17 protein-coding genes are annotated in these 18233 nt (G+C 55.6%); 8 read left to right on the top strand and 9 right to left on the bottom strand.

Annotation, left to right across the window (positions count from 1 at the left end; genetic code table 11):
* Positions 1-227 precede the first annotated feature (227 nt).
* Positions 228-869 carry a hydrolase gene (locus ACPUC8_RS14825; protein ID WP_039328370.1) on the top strand — a complete coding sequence of 214 codons (642 nt, stop codon included), beginning with the start codon at positions 228-230 and terminating at the stop codon, positions 867-869.
* 1 nt (position 870) lies between these two features.
* Here the strand turns inward: ACPUC8_RS14825 and ACPUC8_RS14820 are convergent, their stop codons facing one another.
* Positions 871-1773, bottom strand: coding sequence for a LysR family transcriptional regulator (locus ACPUC8_RS14820; protein ID WP_494926669.1), 903 nt, complete (start codon positions 1771-1773; stop codon positions 871-873).
* A gap of 95 nt (positions 1774-1868) precedes the next feature.
* Between ACPUC8_RS14820 and ACPUC8_RS14815 the strand changes: the two genes are divergently transcribed.
* Positions 1869-2696, top strand: a complete 828-nt coding sequence (locus ACPUC8_RS14815; RefSeq protein WP_494926668.1) for an SDR family oxidoreductase — start codon at positions 1869-1871, stop codon at positions 2694-2696.
* 199 nt (positions 2697-2895) lie between these two features.
* Positions 2896-3912 (top strand): zinc-dependent alcohol dehydrogenase family protein, encoded by a 1017-nt coding sequence (locus tag ACPUC8_RS14810; protein WP_494926667.1) that lies wholly within the window; start codon positions 2896-2898, stop codon positions 3910-3912.
* 44 nt (positions 3913-3956) lie between these two features.
* On the opposite strand, the gene ACPUC8_RS14805 is transcribed toward ACPUC8_RS14810, so the two are convergent.
* The 4 genes from ACPUC8_RS14805 to ACPUC8_RS14790 form a co-directional block, all read right to left on the bottom strand.
* Positions 3957-4736: an L-threonylcarbamoyladenylate synthase gene (locus ACPUC8_RS14805; RefSeq protein ID WP_039328376.1), complete on the bottom strand. Its 780-nt coding sequence runs from the start codon at positions 4734-4736 to the stop codon at positions 3957-3959.
* A gap of 260 nt (positions 4737-4996) precedes the next feature.
* The gene (locus ACPUC8_RS14800) at positions 4997-5929 is read right to left on the bottom strand and encodes a nucleoside recognition family protein (RefSeq protein WP_494926666.1); all 933 of its coding nucleotides are present in this window, start codon (positions 5927-5929) and stop codon (positions 4997-4999) included.
* A 216-nt stretch (positions 5930-6145) separates the two neighbouring features.
* Positions 6146-7759 (bottom strand): FGGY-family carbohydrate kinase, encoded by a 1614-nt coding sequence (locus tag ACPUC8_RS14795; protein WP_494926665.1) that lies wholly within the window; start codon positions 7757-7759, stop codon positions 6146-6148.
* Between the two features lie 19 nt (positions 7760-7778).
* A complete protein-coding gene (locus ACPUC8_RS14790) occupies positions 7779-8528 on the bottom strand; it encodes an SDR family oxidoreductase (RefSeq protein ID WP_039328379.1) in 750 nt (249 codons plus the stop codon).
* A gap of 108 nt (positions 8529-8636) precedes the next feature.
* Between ACPUC8_RS14790 and ACPUC8_RS14785 the strand changes: the two genes are divergently transcribed.
* Positions 8637-9632, top strand: coding sequence for a LacI family DNA-binding transcriptional regulator (locus tag ACPUC8_RS14785; RefSeq protein ID WP_039328441.1), 996 nt, complete (start codon positions 8637-8639; stop codon positions 9630-9632).
* A 144-nt stretch (positions 9633-9776) separates the two neighbouring features.
* Here ACPUC8_RS14785 and gorA read toward each other — a convergent pair whose 3' ends face one another.
* Complete coding sequence (gorA, locus tag ACPUC8_RS14780; RefSeq protein WP_494926664.1) at positions 9777-11129, bottom strand: glutathione-disulfide reductase; 1353 nt, start codon at positions 11127-11129, stop codon at positions 9777-9779.
* A 126-nt stretch (positions 11130-11255) separates the two neighbouring features.
* Here gorA and rnz point away from each other — a divergent pair, with 126 nt between their 5' ends.
* Positions 11256-12167 (top strand): ribonuclease Z, encoded by a 912-nt coding sequence (gene rnz, locus ACPUC8_RS14775; protein WP_039328381.1) that lies wholly within the window; start codon positions 11256-11258, stop codon positions 12165-12167.
* On the opposite strand, the gene ACPUC8_RS14770 is transcribed toward rnz, so the two are convergent.
* Positions 12164-12979, bottom strand: coding sequence for a CPBP family intramembrane glutamic endopeptidase (locus ACPUC8_RS14770; protein WP_039328382.1), 816 nt, complete (start codon positions 12977-12979; stop codon positions 12164-12166). The genes rnz and ACPUC8_RS14770 overlap by 4 nt on opposite strands.
* 104 nt (positions 12980-13083) lie before the next feature.
* Positions 13084-13926 carry a 23S rRNA (adenine(2030)-N(6))-methyltransferase RlmJ gene (locus ACPUC8_RS14765; protein WP_039328383.1) on the bottom strand — a complete coding sequence of 281 codons (843 nt, stop codon included), beginning with the start codon at positions 13924-13926 and terminating at the stop codon, positions 13084-13086.
* Positions 13927-14148: 222 nt separating this feature from the next.
* Here ACPUC8_RS14765 and prlC point away from each other — a divergent pair, with 222 nt between their 5' ends.
* Both prlC and rsmJ read left to right on the top strand, forming a co-directional pair.
* On the top strand, positions 14149-16191 hold the full coding sequence (gene prlC / locus ACPUC8_RS14760; protein ID WP_039328384.1) for an oligopeptidase A: 2043 nt from the start codon (positions 14149-14151) through the stop codon (positions 16189-16191).
* Positions 16192-16199: 8 nt separating this feature from the next.
* Complete coding sequence (gene rsmJ, locus ACPUC8_RS14755) at positions 16200-16949, top strand: 16S rRNA (guanine(1516)-N(2))-methyltransferase RsmJ (protein WP_039328385.1); 750 nt, start codon at positions 16200-16202, stop codon at positions 16947-16949.
* 53 nt (positions 16950-17002) lie between these two features.
* On the opposite strand, the gene uspA is transcribed toward rsmJ, so the two are convergent.
* A complete protein-coding gene (uspA, locus tag ACPUC8_RS14750; RefSeq protein ID WP_039328387.1) occupies positions 17003-17440 on the bottom strand; it encodes a universal stress protein UspA in 438 nt (145 codons plus the stop codon).
* Between the two features lie 421 nt (positions 17441-17861).
* Here uspA and uspB point away from each other — a divergent pair, with 421 nt between their 5' ends.
* Positions 17862-18197 (top strand): universal stress protein UspB, encoded by a 336-nt coding sequence (gene uspB / locus ACPUC8_RS14745; RefSeq protein WP_039328388.1) that lies wholly within the window; start codon positions 17862-17864, stop codon positions 18195-18197.
* Positions 18198-18233 lie beyond the last annotated feature (36 nt).

Raw genomic sequence — 18233 nt, 5'->3', positions numbered from 1 at the left:
GTCTGCAAAGGTTACGCCCGTTTTTGCCGTCGAGGCAATGTGCATATCGGGTATTTTTACGCTAAAAATGGCGTGTTTATGGTGTATTTATTCTTGTAAATCAACCTTCTAAAAACAGTTTGAACAAGTTGTAAAATTCTTTGCGTTATCTCTTCCTCGACCCTTTCTCTAAAGTTTATTCCAGCAGCACAACACACAAATTTAACGATACCTTTGAGGAATAAATCATGTCTAAACTCGACCTGCTCGACCCACAGAACTCAACTCTGATCTTCATCGACCATCAACCGCAGATGTCTTTTGGTGTCGCTAACATTGATCGCCAGCAGCTCAAAAATAACACCGTTGCCCTGGCCAAAGCGGGCAAGATTTTCGACGTGCCGGTGATTTATACCTCGGTAGAAACCGAAAGCTTCAGCGGCTACATCTGGCCAGAACTGCTGGCGGTGCACCCAGAATCGAAACCGATTGAGCGTACTTCTATGAACTCATGGGAAGATGCCAAATTCGTTGAGGCGGTGAAGAAAACCGGTCGCAAGAAGCTGATTATCTCCGCGCTCTGGACCGAAGTGTGCCTGACCTTCCCGGCACTGATGGCGCTGAAAGAGGGCTACGAAGTTTACGTAGTGACCGATACTTCTGGCGGCACCAGCGTCGATGCCCACGAACGTTCTGTGCAGCGTATGGTGCAGGCGGGTGCAGTGCCAGTGACCTGGCAGCAAGTGCTGCTGGAGTACCAACGCGACTGGTCACGTAAAGAGACCTACGATGCAGTGATGGATCTGGTGCGCGAACACAGCGGTGCTTACGGCATGGGCGTGGATTACGCTTACACCATGGTGCACAAAGCGCCACAGCGTCAGGCTTGAGTCACGACCGGCGCGGCAGGCTGATTTTCAGCGCATCGATAAACAGCCGCAGCGCCATCGACTGATGCTGGTTGGGCGGGAACCACAATGCCATACCTGCCGACTGCACCCGCCAGTCGGCCAGTAGCTCGACCAACTGACCGGATTGCAGCGCCGTTTCGGCGTAAAGCGACGGCACATAAGCAATGCCCAATCCGCTGATGGCCGCACTGGTCATCAGCGCGTTGTTGTCCAGCGTGATAATGCCTGGCACCTCGATCTCACATCTTTCTCCTGCTTTCTCATACTCCCAGCGGTAGCGTTTTCCACTGGGCAAACGATGTCGAATACACTGCTGTTGCAATAAATCCTGCGGTTGCTGCACCAACGGATGTGCGGCCAGATAGGACGGTGCGGCGACCGTCATAAAGCTCAGCGGGCCGCCTAAATGAATCGCCACCATATCCTGCGGCACATCTTCCACTAAGCGAATGCCGGCATCGAATCCGGCTGCAGTGATATCCACCAGTGCGCCCTGGGCGGCGAAGTCGAGTTGGATGTTGGGATAGTCGCGACTGAAAGCGGGCACCACTTTTTCCAGCAGGATACTGATTGCCGCGTCGCTGGCGCTGATGCGCAATATGCCCGCATGCTGCTGGCGGCGCGCGCTGACATCATGCAGCACCTCATCCATCTCATTCAGCAGTGGGGCGAGTCGATCGAGTAACTGTTGCCCGACATCGGTAAGTGACACGCTGCGCGTGGTGCGTTGAAATAGTTGTACCCCAAGATTGTGTTCCAGCGTTTTCACCAGATGGCTGAGTGAAGAGCGTTTCAGGCCAAGCATCTCGGCGGCACGGCGAAAGCTGCGCTGTTCACCCAGCGTTTTAATGGCCTGCAGTTCTTGCCAGGAAGGTCTTCTCATTGGTGGTTTTTCCTCACCAGGTCATGCGCGATTGGGGAGATTATGACCACCAGTAAAGCGATCTACTATCAGGTTTTCAATAAGAGGAGGTCAAAATGAAAACCTGGTTAATCACTGGTGCCAGCAGCGGGCTGGGCCGTTTAATGAGTGAAGATCTGTTGGCGCGCGGCGATCGCGTGCTGGCCTGCGTGCGCCGCACCGCTGCAATGGCGGATCTGCAGGCGCGATATGTCGAGCAGTTACAGGTCATCTCGCTGGACCTGGCTAACACCGCCAGCATCGCGCCGGCGGTTGCTCAAGCCTTTGCACAAGTGGAGCGCGTTGACGTGGTGGTGAGTAATGCCGCCTACGGTTTGTTTGGCGCGGCGGAAGAGCTGAGTGATGCGCAGATTGATCGCCAGATCGCCACCAATCTCACCGGCTCCATTCAGTTGATTCGCGCGGTAATTCCGCTGCTGCGCCAGCAGGGCGGAGGACGCATCGCGCAGGTTTCTTCTGAAGGTGGGCAGGTGGCTTATCCTAACTTCAGTTTGTATCACGCCAGCAAATGGGGCATCGAAGGCTTTGTTGAGGCGGTGCGTCAGGAGGTGGCCAGTTTTGGCATCGATTTCCTGCTGGTTGAGCCGGGTCCAACCGCCACTAACTTTGGCGCCGGGCTGGATATTGCGGATGCGCTGGAGGCTTATCACGACTCGGCGTCTGGCCAACTGCGCCGGGCGATCTTGTCGGGCGATTTCGCCATCAAAGGGGATGCGGCAAAATCGGTGACCGCGATGATCGCCACGCTGGATCAAGCAGCCATGCCACTGCGTTTAGCCCTTGGCAGCACGGCTTACGACAACATCGAAGCGGCGCTGGAGCGTCGGTTGGCGGAGTTGCGCGCACAAAAAGCGATCGCCTATGGCGCGGATGTTTCGAGTTAACACGCCGAGGCGCAAACCGCACATTGTAGCAGGCAAGGAGCGGGCATCACTGCCACACTAAGCACACAGTTTAAAGGCCTGCACGAAAAGTAGCGGCGCAATTTATTGCGCGTTGTTTTAAATCCAGCGCGATAAATCGCGCCGCTACAACAACGGTGCGAAGTCAGTTATGCGTGCTTCAATAAGGAGAACAGCAACCATGCAAGCGATGATCCTCAAACAACCCGGCGGCTTAGATCAGTTGCAACTCACCGATCTGCCCGATCCCGGCAGACCGGGTGCTGGCGAGATCCGTGTAGCGATCCACGCGACCTCACTCAATTTCCACGATCTGCTGGTGGCTAACGGATCGATCCCTACTGCGCAAGATCGCATCATGATGGCGGACGGTGCGGGCGTGGTGGAAGAAGTCGGCGCAGGCGTCACCGAATTTAAGCCTGGCGACCACGTGGTTTCCTGCTTCTTTCCGCAGTGGCAAGACGGTTTGCCTTTCGCACAGGTTGGCAATTTTGCCCAGACGCCGGGCGATGGCGCTGAGGGCTTTGCGGCGGAAGTGGTGGTGCGTTCGGCTCAGCACTTCACCCTGGCACCCCGTGGCTGGCGGCATGCGGAAGCGGCAACCATCACCACCTCCGGCCTGACGGCATGGCGCGCGCTGGTGGGTGATGCACAGATCAAAGCAGGGGACACCATCGTGACGCTGGGCACTGGCGGTGTGTCGATTACCGCACTGCAAATCGCGAAGGCGATGGGCGCACGCGTAATCGTCACCTCCTCTTCAGATGAGAAGCTGGCGAGGGCGCAAGAGTTGGGTGCTGATGCAGGTATCAACTATCGCAGCACATCGGAGTGGGGCAAAGCCGTGCAACAACTCACTGACGGCAGAGGGGCGGATGCGGTGATTGAGCTCGGCGGACCGGGCACCATGGCGCAGTCGATTGAGGCAGTGCGCGTGGGTGGCCATATTGCTTTGATTGGGGTGTTAACCGGATTCGAAGGTTCCGTGCCGACCGCACAACTGATGGCGAAACAGGCGCGTATCCAGGGGTTGATTGTCGGACATCGCCGCCAGCAGCAGGACTTTGTGCGGGCTCTGGAACAAACCGGTATTCGCCCGGTGATCAGCGACAGCTACGGTGCGTTGGGTGAATTGCCTGCGGCCTTCCAGCATCAGCAAGCTGCGGGTCACTTCGGCAAAATTACCGTCGAGTGGTAACCCGTGTCGCCTGTTTCCTCTTGGAGGAAACAGGCTTCAACACATCAGTAGTAATCACCGTGGCGGTAATCCCATGATGGGAAGATATCTGACAGCAGCGCCATGATTTTATCGACATCCAGACCTTTGCGGATCAGCACCGGGCACGGCGTGATTTTGCGTTCACCGTTTTGTTGCGGGATCAGGCGGCCTTCGCTATCCACCATCGACACCATCACGCCTTGTTCGTAGCGCACTTTATTGGCGTCGTTAGGCTGAATCGATTTCACGTAATCATTGGCTTCGATAATTAAATCAGCACGCGATGCAATACGCTCACCAATCCCCTCAACTAAACCACGGTTACCCTGACCCGATGGATTGGCTGAACTGGCGAAAGAGAATTTCCCGTGATCTTCCCACAGCGCTTTCGCAATATTTTCACCGGGACGACCAAATTTAATCACGAAGCAGCTGGTCTGGCGTCCGTCCATCATCAGCTCTTTTGAGCCATCATCCGGAATACGCGAAAGCGCATCTTCGCGCCACGGTAAAATACAGCCCAGTAAAATATCTTGATCCCAATGTTGCTGATAAAGCTGATCAATTTCTGGCGTTAATTGCGCCAGTGAACGCAGTTGTTCCAGTGAGCCGCACAGCACCACACCCGGCTTGTTGCGCTTGCGCTGCTTAGCTTCAAACTTGCGCTCCAGCCCGGCTTTATCGGAGGTCATAATGATGTAACCCACTTTGGTTGGGCTTACAATCATGCCACCGTCCTGTGACAAAATCTCGATGGCTTCAGGCTGTAACCCGCCATTCCAGGTTATTTGTTTACCGCTCATGGATCTACCCTATCTGCGTATCAATAGTGAATATGCAGGACGATTACCTGCAATGAAATTAAGGTATTAATTAACCCTTTAATGGATCTGGGATTAATTATTTTTGGAAAGCCATGCTGGGGATAATAGTACGATAATTAAAAGTTTTGCAACTGATGAAAATAACGATGGAATGTATAGGGTTAATTTTAAATAACGCCTGAAAACTGTAGTGTTATTTAAAATTGGGCGCTGAAAAGCCTTTTCAGCGCCAGGGATAATTAAAACAGCATGGCGTGCGCCACACCGCGCAGTGCGATACCGAGGATGATACCCGGCACCGCGAAGCGGAACAGGCGAGGGAAACGGCTCGATAACCCAAGGAAGATGCCAATGCCGGGCAGGTCAAAGGTCTGAATCAGCAAACCGGCCGACGCATTGATATTGTGGGCACTGTACAGACCTTTCTCCACCAATCCCGCTACCACGCCGTAGTAGGCGGTACCGCCTGCCAGACATTTGGTCAGTGCGGGCAATATGTAGACTTCGGAGATGTTGAGTTTATCCAGCAGCGGTGAGACTAATCGCGTGAGCATTTCAATGCCGCCGGATTCTTTCAAAATGCCCACCACGGACAGCGAGAGAATCAACATCGGCAGCGATCCCAGCGCCAGGCGGATGGCATCGGCGCCTGCGCTGTTGATAATCGCAATCAGCCCCATTTTGCTTTCGTTGTTGGCGACCGCTTCGTCTTCATTCAACAGTGCGGCATCGGAGAGCTTGCGACCAAAGCAGTGATAGGTCGCCGCTGCTGCCAGCACACCGCCACAGATGGAGATCAGCAGTGCCGCGCTCCAGTTCAGTCCTGCGGGTATCAACGGATAAAAGGCGTTGGCCTGACCCATGGCGAACAGCATGGCTAGCGTCGCCGCCATATGACGATCCGAGGTGCCGCGTTTTTCCATAATCGCTAATGCCGCCAGCGGTGCCGCGAAGCTGACGAAATTAAGCTGAATTAAGGCAAATAATGCCAGCCCGGTAATACCTAACGGTTTTAATAACGGCGTGGAATGACGTACTACAAAATCCAGTACGCCTTTCACTTCCAGATATTTCATGATGAATAACATCACCACCATGATCGGAATAAGCGTATACAGTGCAACATCCACGGAAGCTTTGCCCGCGGACATAATAATAGTGATGATATTCATGCCGGTTCCCGACGCCAAATCCACTGCTCACCCTGCGTCAACATTGTGCTCACGCTCCCCTTTCTGCCATCAAAAAACGCCAGCGCGAAGGGCGCCAGCAAAGGCTGAAATATTAGCCCGGCAGACTACGCTTGAGTAGTGAAGAAAATGGATTTTATCTTGCGGGAAATGGGAGGAATAGGTCATTGAGCGCCGGACAATTTCCGGCGCGCAATATTAGTCTTCCTGCTGGCGAATATTACGCGCCGTGCTTTGCAGTAATTTAAATGCGTCATATCGGTGATGATGCAGTGCCGAAACTAATGGTTCGGGATGCCAGCTATTTTCCTGGGTGGTCATGCTTTGCATCGCTGAGGTAACGTCGCTATACAGTCCGCTGGCGGTGGCGGCCAGAATCGCTGAGCCCAGTAATACCGGTTCCGGGCACAGGGTCGATTGCACCGGAAGTTGGCAGCTGTCGGCTAACAGTTGGCGCACCAGCGGATGCTGCCCGGCACCGCCGCTGATCACGATTGAGCGGGTGACAATGCCTTTGCTGGTTTGGGCTTCAATGATCTGCCGCAGGCCATAGCCAAGGCTGCACAAGCCTGCGATATACAGCGAGATGAGACTCGCGACATCATTATCCATGCCTAAACCGCAAATCACCGCGCGGGCATAAGGATCGCCAAAGGGGGCACGATTGCCGGCGAACTCCGGCACGATATGCAGGCCTTCCACCAGCCGCACGGTTTCTGAGTCGCTGGGGGCGTTTTGCCGGGCCTGCTCCGCGAGATACACCGGCAGTGAGAGGCCCGCTGCATCAGCGGCCTGCTGCGCGATGACCGCAGCAGGATGCATTTCCAGCAGGCGATCGATGGCCGCGCCCGCCGCGCTTTGTCCTCCTTCGCTTAACCACAAGCCGGGCACCATCGCTGAGTAGTAAGGCCCCCACACGCCGGGCACAAAAGCTGCTTCGTGGGTCGGCGTCATGGTGCAGGATGAGGTGCCAAACACGTAAGCGAGTTTCTCTTCCGGGCGGCCATCCGCGCCCAGCGTTCCCACGCCGCCTGCGTGGGCATCAATTAAGCCTGCGGCAATCGGTGTCCCCACGGGTAAACCAAAATCGGCGGCAGCTTGCGCGGTTAAGCCATTACCGCAAGGCGTTCCCGGTTCAACGATGCGCTGTCCTATACGTGAAAAGTTTTCCTGCGCGAATTCCGGCAGCCCGATGGCATCGAAGTAGTCCGCATCCCAGCGCTGCTCATGCGCCAGATAGTTCCATTTACAGGTCACCGTGCAGGAGGAGCGCGCCGTATCGCCGGTGGCGCGCCAGCTGAGGTAGTCGGTGAGGTCAAAGAAGTGGGCCGCCTGCTGGAATGTCTGCGGATTGTGGGTCTTCAGCCACAGCAGTTTTGGCATCTCCATTTCCGGCGAGATGCGGCCACCAACGTAGTCGAGTACCGGGTGTGCAGTGGCATTGATGGCGTCGGCCTGCTGTGTAGCGCGATGGTCCATCCACACAATGATATTGCGTTCCGCTTCGCCATCCGGGCTGACGGATAACGGTTGGCCGTGTTCATCGATTACCACCAGCGAACAGGTGGCGTCAAAACCGATACCGGCTACGGCTTTAGGATCGATGGCGGCCGTTGCAATGGCCTCACGGATGCAGTGGCTTACCGCCTGCCAAATCTCATTGGCGGATTGCTCCACCACATTACCGTGTGCCCGGAAGGTGGTGATGCGCTGTTTTGCATGTCCCAACAGATTGCCCGCCCGATCAAACACCCCGGCACGGGCACTGGCAGAACCGACATCCACACCAATCAGATATTTTTCGTTGCTCATGCTGCTTCACCTCGAACGGTTACAGGTCAACACTGTTAGGGAGAATAACGATATCGCGCACGGTCACGCCAGGCGATCGCGTCACCATAAACAGCACCGATTCCGCGACTTCAATGGGCTGCATCAGGCTGCCATTGGCTAGTGCGTCATCCAGCTTCTCTTGCGGCCAGTCATCGAGCAGGGCAGTGACCACCGGGCCGGGCAACACCGCGCCGACTCGAACGCCATACTGCGCTACCTGACGACGCGTGGAATGCACAAAGGCCTGCACCGCGAACTTCGATGCGGTATAGATGGGTTCCCAGACCACCGGCACCACGCCCGCAATGGAACTGGTGAAAATGATGTCACCCGATTTCTGGGCGATAAGATGCGGCAGCACCGAACGCACACAACGGAAGGCGGCGCTGGTGTTGAGTTTCAGTACACGATCCCAGATATCGGGATCGCCTTCCGCCACCGGCCCGCCGATATAGGCCCCGGCGTTGGCGTGGAAAATATCCAGACGACCCGCCAGCTTGAGAATGTCATTGAGAATGCCGTCAACCTGTTTGCCGTCCATCAGGTCAATCTGCAGCGCGAGTGCCTGAGGGCCCAGCTCCGCCACCAGCTGCTGCAACTTGTCGCCGTCGCGATCGATGAGAACGACTTTCGCACCGGCCTGTAGCAATACCTTACTGCATTCAAGGCCGATTCCGGAGGCAGCGCCGGTAATGGCGGCGACTTTTCCGTTGAGAGGGTTATGCATGGAGAAGAGGTTCGAGTTCATCTTATAATCCTTTATCAATGGCGTTTTAGGTGGTGCTCAATCGATGAAGCACAACTATCACCCCCACTTCTAACCAGCAACAAAATGCGCAATAAAGGGATGGGTTCTGTGACGGGGATCGGCAAAAACAAGAAAACCACCATTTATGACCTGGCGGAACTCACAGGGGTTTCGGCAAGCGCGGTAAGCGCGATTTTGAGTGGTAACTGGAAGAAGCGGCGCATCAGTGCCAGTACTGCCGAGAAAGTGAGCCGGATTGCGCAAGAGCAGGGCTATGCGCTGAATCGGCAGGCCAGCATGCTGCGCACGACGCGCTCGAAAACCATCGGGATGATCGTGCCGAAATACGACAACCGTTATTTTGGCTCGATTGTGGAAAAGTTTGAGCAGATGGCGCGCGATCGCGGCCTGTTCCCGGTGATTACCTGTACGCAGCGCGATCCCGATTTAGAGCTGGAAGCCGTGCAAACCATGCTGTCCTGGCAAGTGGATTATATGGTGGTAACTGGCGCAACTGACCCGGATCGCATCACTGTACTGTGTCAGAACGCTTCCGTGCCTTCGCTCAATCTGGACCTACCCGGTTCGCTGGCTCCTTCCATTATTTCAGATAACTTCAATGGCGCACTGAGTCTGACGCGCACTTTGCTGGAGAAATGCCCGCAGGCGCTGATTTTTATCGGCGGACGCGCCAGTGACCACAACAGTAAAGAGCGTCTGCGCGGCTTTTTGGCGGCGCATCAGGAACGCCAAATTGCGGTGCCGGAAGAGAATGTGCTGCTGTGCGGTTATGAGCCAGAAAAAGCGCAAACCGCGTTGAAAAGTTACTTTCAGCAGCATCCTGTCCGGCAGTTCGGTCTGTTTGTAAACTCCACGATTTCGCTGGAAGGGGTGGTGCAGTTTCTGCGCGCGGAGAATCTGTTAACGGATGATAAGCATCCCGTCATCGGCTGCTTCGATTGGGACCCGTTTGTAGCGCTGCTGTGCAAAGACATCACCATGGTGAAACAGGATGTGGCAAGCATGATGGACAGGGTGTTTAGTCTGATTGAGAGCGGTGAGCAAGCGATTCAGGTGGTGGAAGTGCCGGTGCTGCAGATATAAAAAAGGCGGATTTCATTCCGCCTTATCTCTGGTCGCCATAAATGGCGCACTGCTCGTCAGTTTAGCGCTTTCGGTTGCCATAAGTGGCAACCCTAGGGCTATCGTGCGAGGTTTTTGTAGGGTGCAACTTGATGCGCACCCGGATTATCGCATGGTAACGAACTCTTCCGCCGCCGTCGGGTGAATCGCCACGGTGTTGTCGAAGTCCTTCTTGGTGGCACCCATTTTCAGCGCCACGGCGAAGCCTTGCAGCATCTCATCCATACCGTTGCCGATACCGTGGATACCGACAATCTTCTCTTCCGGTCCAACGCACACCAGCTTCATACGACATGGCTGGCGATGCTGCGTGACGGCGGTGTACATGGCGGTGAAGGAGGATTTATACACTTTTACCTCATCGTCGCCATACTGCTCGCGCGCCTGAGGCTCGGTCAGGCCAACAGTACCAATCGGCGGATGAGTAAACACCACGGTCGGCACGTTGCTGTAGTCCAGATGCTCGTCCGGCTTATTGTTGAACAGACGTTCAGAGAGACGACGGCCAGCAGCCACCGCCACCGGTGTCAGCTCGACGGCACCGGTGTTGTCGCCCACTGCATAGATGCCTTTCACGTTGGTATTCTGGAACTTATCCACGTTGATATAGCCTTTCTCGTTCAGCGCAACGCCGGTCACGGAGAGGTTAAGGTTATCGGTGGCCGGTTCGCGACCAATCGCCCACACCAGGCAATCAACGGTTTGCTCATGGCCGTTTTCCAGTTGCAGCGTCAGGCTGCCGTCAGCATTTTTGATCACCGCTTTTGGAATCGATTCAGTGTGCAGCGTCGGGCCTTCGGCTTGCATCACTTCCACCAGCGTATCAACGATCAACGGGTCGAAGCTGCGCAGCGGTGCATGTTTGCGCACAAACAGGTGGGTTTCTGCTCCCAGTGCGTTCACCACGCCCGCCAGTTCCACCGCGATATAGCCGGCGCCGACCACTGCAACACGTTTTGGCAGCGCATCCAGCTCAAAGAAGCCGTCGGAATCGATACCGTATTCTGCGCCAGGTACGTGCGGATGGCTCGGGCGGCCGCCTGTGGCAATCAGGATATGGTCGGCGGTGAGGGTTTCACCGTTCACTTCCACAGTGTTGGCATCAACAAAGCGCGCGAAGCCTTTGATCACTTCAACGTTATTTTTACCCAGCACGTTATCGTATGAGGTGTGAATACGATCGATATAGGCGCTGCGGTTCTTCACCAGCGTAGGCCAGTCAAAACGGTTTACGGTGGTGTCGAAACCGTAATCCGGGCCATACAAGTGGATGGCTTCAGCAATCTGTGCCGCATGCCACATCACCTTTTTCGGGACGCAGCCCACGTTGACACAGGTACCGCCCAATTCTTTCGCTTCGATCAAGGCGCACTTCTGGCCATGCATCGCCGCACGGTTAATGGAGGCGATACCGCCGCTGCCGCCGCCAATCGCGAGGTAATCAAAATGTCGGGTCATCCGGAATGTCCATCTGTTGGAAGAAAATTGGCATAGAGTGTAACGCTGCTTGCGCAAGCGGCGCAAAGGTTCAGCCTATGATTATGATAGGGTGTTATTCAGGTTTCGCTCACAGGGAAGAAAACTATGCATCTCACTTTTCTTGGCACCGGCGCGGGTGCGCCGAGCCTGCAACGCAACGTCACCGCCATTGCGCTGACGCTGTCGAAACGCGGTGACACCTGGCTGTTCGACTGCGGTGAGGCGACACAGCATCAGTTTATGCGCTCCGCGCTTAAGCCCAGCAAGCTGGCAAAAATCTTCATTACCCACCTGCACGGTGACCACATTTTCGGTCTGCCGGGTTTGCTCACCAGCCGCTCAATGGCGGGATTGCTGGAGCCGATGACCATTTATGGTCCGCAAGGTATCAAACAGTTTATCGAGACGGCGCTCAGCCTGAGCGGCTCTTACACCAGCTTTCCGCTGGAGATAATCGAAATCGAAGCCGGTGAGGTATTGGATGACGGTGAATTCCGCGTCACCGCCTATCCGATGAATCATGTGGTGGAGTGTTATGGCTACCGCATCGAACAGCATGACAAGCCGGGTTTTCTGGATGCACCAAGGTTAAAAGCCGAGGGTGTGCCGCGTGGGCCGTGGTATCAGGATTTAAAACAGGGCAAACGTATTCAACTGGATGATGGACGTGAAATCGACGGTGCGGCGTATCTTGGGCCCGCCACCAAAGGCAAAGTGGTGGCGATTTTTGGTGATACCGGCCCTACCGATGTGGCACTGCAGTTGGCAGCCAACGCGGATGTGATGGTGCATGAAACCACGCTGGAAGCGGCATTGGCCGAGAAAGCCAATGGTCGCGGCCACTCCACCACGGTCCAGGCGGCCGAAGTGGCCAGGCTGGCGGGGGTGAAGCGCATGATCGCCACGCATTTCAGTTCGCGCTATGTGTCGAGTGATCGGGAGAGATTGCTGGCGGAGTGCCAGTCGGTGTTTATGGCTACCGAGCTGGCACGTGATTTCGCAGTATTCGAGATTTAATGCTGTAACGCGGGGTAGGTGAAGAACAGCAGATGCGTCAGGTTCAGCAGAAAATGCACGCCGGTGGCGACCCACACGCGTCCGCTCCAGTGCCACGCCAGGCCATATATCAGGCCAGCCAGCGTGGCGAAAATCACCAGCAACATGCCGCCGGGGAAGTGTGCCAGGCCAAACAGCAGTGAGGCGATTAATAGTGCTGCCACGCCACCGATTTTCTGCCGCAGACGCTGTTGCAGATAGCCACGGAAGAAGGCTTCCTCCGCCAGCGAGACAAAAAACAGGTTCGCCAGCATAAAGCTGCCGAGCCATTCAGGCCAGTGCGGCTCAATCGCCAGTCCACCCAACATCACGGCGACATACAGCAGTAGCGGGATTGCCGCTAACAGCAGCAGCCAGAGGATCTTGTGCGCTGGGGGGAACTTTTGTGTGCGGAACAGCGTCGGCAACGCCGCCAGCAGTACAAACGGAATCAGCGCTTTATCGAAGTTGTAGTAGAAGCTGAACGGCGCGCTGTTGGGGCCAACCTGTAGCTCTTCGATCTGGCGCGGGTTGTTGAAGCCGGGCAGCAGGTGCAGGAGCAGGCTGCCGGCGATTAGCACCAGTAAAGCTTCACAGATGACCAACACCACGCGGTTAGTCGGGTTCTCTACCCGAATCCACGCCAGCAACGCAATAGCACCCAATATGGCAATAGCTGGCCAGTTGAGCACATCCTGAAACAGGCCCATCAACGTCGCCAGCAACAGCAACAGCACGGCGAGACGTTTGGCAGGCGACAGCACCGTAAGCGCACCAGCCAGAATGATCCACATAACAAGGGTCCTTTGAAAGAGAGGCGGCTTGGGCGACCCAAGGGAGCCCCCTACAAATCATCTGTAGGGGCGAGCCTTGGCGCGCGCGTTGGCAAGGGATGTGTTTACTCGGGTACGATCTGCGTCACGCTGTAATGGCCCGTTCCTGCTGGCACCAGCTTCTGATGCAGCCAAGGCAACAGCTCTTCCATCTGTGCTTTCAGCTTCCACGGTGGGTTAATCACAATCATGCCCGAGGCGGTCATGCCGCGCTGATCGCTATCTGGGCGCACCGCCAGTTCAATCTGCAGAATGTTGCGGATGTTGCTGGCTTCCAGGTCTTTGATCATGTGTTTGATCTGCTGGCGCAGCACCACCGGATACCACAGCGCATACACCCCGGTGGCAAAACGCTTGTAGCCTTCCTGAATCCCTTTCACCACATCCTGATAATCACTTTTCAGCTCATACGGGGGGTCAATCAGAATCAAACCACGACGGCTCAGCGGCGGGAGTTTGGCCTTCAACTGTTGATAGCCGTCACCACGTGCCACCCGCGCACGGCTGTCTTTGCTGAATTCGTTGCGCAGCAGCGGGTAATCGCTGGAGTGCAGTTCGGTCAGTTCCAACTTGTCATCTTCACGCAGCAGATGGCGTGCGATCAGCGGTGAGCCGGGATAGTAACGCAAGTTGCCATGCGGGTTGAGGTTGCGCACCGCCGACAGATAGGGCTTCAACAGCTCTGGCGTGTCCGGCTGCTGCCAGATGCGCGCAATGCCTTCCAGATATTCACCGGTACGCTCGGCGTGCTCTCCGCTCAACTGGTAACGGCCGGCACCGGCATGCGTATCCAGATACAGGAACGGTTTTTCCTTCTCCATCAACGCGGTGAGGATCAGGCTTTCAACGGTATGTTTGAGCACGTCGGCGTGGTTGCCGGCATGAAAACTGTGGCGATAACTGAGCATAAAAAAGAGAGGTCCGCGGTTGGATCAAAAGGAGTAAAAAACATCGTGTGTGGCGCGATTATAGCCGTGCTGCGTAAAAATTGCTGACGTTTTGGCGCTCGCGCTTTTTTCTTCGTCGGTCCATCCTTAGTGGCATTGATTTTCAGGCTCTCTGACCGCATGTTAGAAAGATTGCGTCGCGCGAATCTCGCGCCCGAACACTACGATGAAAGGACTGCGCTTATGACCAATCCGTTACTCACCCCTTTTTCGCTTCCGCCGTTTTCTGCCATCAAACCTGAGCACGTGGTTCCCGCTGTCACTGAAGCGCTGAACAACTGCCGTGCCGAAGTTGAACGCGTGGTGGCGCAGGGTGCACCTTACACTTGGGATAATTTAGTGCAGCCACTGGCTGAAGTGGATGACCGCCTGGGCCGTATTTTCTCCCCGGTCAGTCACCTGAATTCGGTTAAAAACAGCCCGGAACTGCGTGAAGCCTACGAGCAGACGCTGCCGCTGCTGTCAGAATACAGCACCTGGGTAGGCCAGCATGAAGGCCTGTATCAGGCTTACCGTGATTTAAAACAGGGCGACAGCTATGCCGCACTGGATATCGCACAGAAGAAAGCCGTCGATAACGCGCTGCGTGATTTTGAGCTGTCTGGTATCGGCCTCGATAAAGAGAAGCAGAAGCGCTATGGCGAAATCGCGGCGCGTCTGTCTGAACTGGGTTCGACCTACAGCAACAACGTGCTCGACGCTACCATGGGCTGGAACAAGCTAATCACCGATGAAGCGGATCTGGCGGGGATGCCAGAGAGCGCGCTGGCGGCGGCAAAAGCGCAGGCCGAAGCTAAAGAGCAAGAAGGCTGGCTGCTGACGCTGGATATCCCGAGCTATCTGCCGGTAATGACCTACTGTGATAACGCTGCCCTGCGCGAAGAGATGTACCGTGCGTACTCGACGCGTGCGTCTGAGCAGGGGCCAAATGCCGGTAAGTGGGATAACGGCCCGGTGATGGCGGAAGAGTTGGCACTGCGTCACGAACTGGCACAACTGCTGGGCTTCGACTCCTTCGCGGATAAATCCCTTGCCACCAAAATGGCGGAAAACCCGGCACAGGTCATCGACTTCCTGACCGATCTTGCCAAGCGTGCGCGTCCTCAGGGCGAGAAAGAGTTGGCACAGCTGAGAGCCTTCGCCAAAAAAGAGTTTGGCGTTGATGAGATGAACCCGTGGGATCTCACCTACTACGGCGAGAAACAGAAGCAGCATCTTTACACCATCAGCGATGAGCAACTACGCCCGTACTTCCCAGAAGAGCGTGCGGTCAGCGGCTTGTTCGAAGTGGTCAAACGCATTTACGGCATTACCGCGAAAGAGCGCAAAGACGTCGATGTTTACCATCCGGATGTGCGCTTCTTCGATCTGTTTGATGAAAGTGGTGAGCTGCGTGGCAGTTTCTACCTCGATCTCTACGCGCGTGAGCACAAACGTGGCGGCGCCTGGATGGATGATTGTGTCGGCCAGATGCGTAAAGCCGATGGCAGCCTGCAGAAGCCAGTGGCGTACCTCACCTGTAACTTCAATCGTCCGGTGCAGGGCAAGCCTGCGCTGTTCACCCACGATGAAGTGACCACGCTGTTCCACGAATTTGGTCACGGCCTGCACCATATGCTGACGCGCATCGAAGCGCCTGGCGTGTCGGGCATCAGCGGTGTGCCATGGGATGCGGTCGAACTGCCAAGCCAGTTTATGGAAAACTGGTGCTGGGAGCCGGACGCACTGGCGTTTATCTCCGGCCATTACGAAACCGGTGAGCCGCTGCCAAAAGATCTGCTGGATAAGATGCTGGCGGCGAAGAACTATCAGGCGGCGCTGTTTATCCTGCGTCAGCTGGAGTTCGGCCTGTTCGATTTCCGTCTTCACACGGAATTTAATCCAGAAAAAGGTGCGCAAATCCTCGAAACGTTGCGTGAAGTGAAGAAGCAGGTTGCCGTGGTGCCAAGTCCAGAGTGGGGCCGTTTCCCACACGCCTTCAGCCACGTCTTCGCGGGCGGTTATGCCGCCGGTTACTACAGCTATCTGTGGGCGGATGTGCTGGCGGCCGATGCTTACTCTCGTTTCGAAGAAGAGGGCATCTTCAACCGTCAAACCGGTCAGTCGTTCCTCGATAACATCCTGACGCGCGGCGGTTCAGAAGAGCCAATGGAGCTGTTCAAACGCTTCCGTGGCCGTGAACCGCAACTGGATGCGATGCTGGAACACTACGGAATTCAGGGATAAGCCTGCTTGTGAATATCGGTTTAATCGATGAAACAGGCGCCGGAGACGGCGCCTTATTACATCTGGCGCAGCGCTGGGGTTTGCAGCATGACGATCAGTCCGTGATGGCGCTGGTGCTGACGTCGGAGCATCTTGAGCTGCGCAAACGGGATGAGCCGAAACTAGGCGGCATCTTTGTGGACTTCGTTTCTGGCGCCATGGCGCACCGCCGTAAGTTTGGCGGTGGTCGGGGTGAAGCGGTGGCAAAAGCGGTGGGCATCAAAGGTGGTTATCTGCCGGATGTGGTTGACGCAACGGCGGGGCTGGGGCGTGATGCCTTTGTGCTGGCGGCGTTAGGTTGCCGCGTACGCATGCTGGAGCGCCATCCGGTGGTCGCCGCGTTGCTGGATGATGGCTTACGCCGGGGATATGAAGATGCTGAGATTGGCGGCTGGCTGCGTGAACGGCTGACGTTGCTGCATGTGGTGAGCCAACAGGCGTTGAGTGATATCACACCCGCGCCGGATGTGGTGTATCTCGACCCGATGTATCCGCATCGTCAGAAGAGCGCGCTGGTGAAGAAGGAGATGCGCGTGTTTCAGTCGCTGGTGGGCCCGGATGAAGACGCTGATGCGTTGCTGGAACCGGCGCGCCGTCTGGCAAAAAAACGCATCGTGGTAAAACGCCCGGATTACGCACCGCCGTTGGCGGGTGTGGAAACTCAATCTGCGGTGGTCACCAAAAGCCATCGGTTTGATATTTATCCGCCATTGGTTTAATGCTTTCCTGTTAAAAGGTCGGCATAAATGCCGACCAAACAGACGGTTGCGGCTTATTCGTCGTCTGCATCACGCAGCGGCACAATCAACATATCAATGTGCACGGTGTTGATCAGCTGGCGTGCTGAAGACATCAACTTGCTCCAGAAATCCTGATGGTGGCCACACACCACCAAATCCACATCGTACTTTTTAATCGCATCCACCAGCACCTGGCCAAGATCGCCGCTGCCGCTCAGGGTTTCACTGATCGGATAACCGGCGTTGGTTGACAGCTCTTTCAGTGCGGTGTGGGTCTCTTCGGAAATGCGCTTCTGCATGTCACCCAGGTTGACGTCAATCAGCCCGGTGTAGAGGTCTGAATAGTTCACATCAACGTGGATGAGAGAGATTTTAGCGTCGTAGGGGCGGGCCAGCGAAACGGCTTTATCAACCAGCAACTGGCTTTCCGGGGAAAGGTCTACTGCAATCAGGATGTGTTTATAAGCCATGATAAAACTCCTTTCTCAAGATTCTGGGGGCAACCCGAAGTTTGCCTTCACGGCGGGCGTTGTCCTTTGCGCACAATGGCGATGAAGCGCCGCCAGCCACAATTTATGCCTACAGGCGTATGTTGTTATGTTTTGAGTATAGCCAGAGTTGTTAACAAATGCTGCAATCTGCGGCTCGCTTGTGAGGAAGATCAAGCGCTATCGCGATTTTCACTCGCGGTGAACGAAAATCATCGCTGGAAAAAAATTGAACAGATCTCCTACACTGAAAATGAGTGCCACCGCCGTCTGGGTTACGCGCTCGGGCTCGCATAACAACAATGCAATTCGATTCATCTGTGGCTGGTTTATTTCCCGTGGGGCGTCTACAGCATTTCCCCGCTGCATTCGACGTCATTGCGGCTCCAGCTGGGAGGGGAACATGATCAGCACTATCGCGCTTTTTTGGGCTCTGTGTGTGGTTTGTCTGGTGAATATGGCGCGCTACTTCTCTTCTTTGCGCTCGCTATTGGCTGTGCTGCGCGGTTGTGATCCGCTGCTGTATCAATATGTGGATGGGGCGGGGTTCTTCACGTCTCATGGCCAGCCCAGTAAGCAGGTGCGGCTGGTGCGTTATATCTGGGATAAGCGCTATCGCGATCATCACGACGACGAATTCATTCGCCGCTGCGAGCGCGTGCGTGGGCAGTTTGTGCTGACCAGTGGGCTGTGTTTTCTGGTGGTGGTGAGCCTGATAGCCATGGCGATCTGGCAATAAAAAAGGGCGACATTGCTGTCGCCCCTCTGTTTTCTA

The organism is Pantoea sp. CFCC18177, from assembly GCF_059412425.1.
The sequence above is the reverse complement of the archived record's forward strand: the minus strand, read 5'-3'. Positions and strand labels throughout refer to the sequence as shown.

Coding starts and splice junctions, on each gene's coding strand:
- ACPUC8_RS14825 (WP_039328370.1), top strand. CDS start 228: ATGTCTAAACTCGACCTGCTCGACCCACAGAACTCAACTCTGATCTTC.
- ACPUC8_RS14820 (WP_494926669.1), bottom strand. CDS start 1,773: ATGAGAAGACCTTCCTGGCAAGAACTGCAGGCCATTAAAACGCTGGGT.
- ACPUC8_RS14815 (WP_494926668.1), top strand. CDS start 1,869: ATGAAAACCTGGTTAATCACTGGTGCCAGCAGCGGGCTGGGCCGTTTA.
- ACPUC8_RS14810 (WP_494926667.1), top strand. CDS start 2,896: ATGCAAGCGATGATCCTCAAACAACCCGGCGGCTTAGATCAGTTGCAA.
- ACPUC8_RS14805 (WP_039328376.1), bottom strand. CDS start 4,736: ATGAGCGGTAAACAAATAACCTGGAATGGCGGGTTACAGCCTGAAGCC.
- ACPUC8_RS14800 (WP_494926666.1), bottom strand. CDS start 5,929: ATGAATATCATCACTATTATTATGTCCGCGGGCAAAGCTTCCGTGGAT.
- ACPUC8_RS14795 (WP_494926665.1), bottom strand. CDS start 7,759: ATGAGCAACGAAAAATATCTGATTGGTGTGGATGTCGGTTCTGCCAGT.
- ACPUC8_RS14790 (WP_039328379.1), bottom strand. CDS start 8,528: ATGAACTCGAACCTCTTCTCCATGCATAACCCTCTCAACGGAAAAGTC.
- gorA (WP_494926664.1), bottom strand. CDS start 11,129: ATGACCCGACATTTTGATTACCTCGCGATTGGCGGCGGCAGCGGCGGT.
- rnz (WP_039328381.1), top strand. CDS start 11,256: ATGCATCTCACTTTTCTTGGCACCGGCGCGGGTGCGCCGAGCCTGCAA.
- ACPUC8_RS14770 (WP_039328382.1), bottom strand. CDS start 12,979: ATGTGGATCATTCTGGCTGGTGCGCTTACGGTGCTGTCGCCTGCCAAA.
- ACPUC8_RS14765 (WP_039328383.1), bottom strand. CDS start 13,926: ATGCTCAGTTATCGCCACAGTTTTCATGCCGGCAACCACGCCGACGTG.
- prlC (WP_039328384.1), top strand. CDS start 14,149: ATGACCAATCCGTTACTCACCCCTTTTTCGCTTCCGCCGTTTTCTGCC.
- uspA (WP_039328387.1), bottom strand. CDS start 17,440: ATGGCTTATAAACACATCCTGATTGCAGTAGACCTTTCCCCGGAAAGC.
- uspB (WP_039328388.1), top strand. CDS start 17,862: ATGATCAGCACTATCGCGCTTTTTTGGGCTCTGTGTGTGGTTTGTCTG.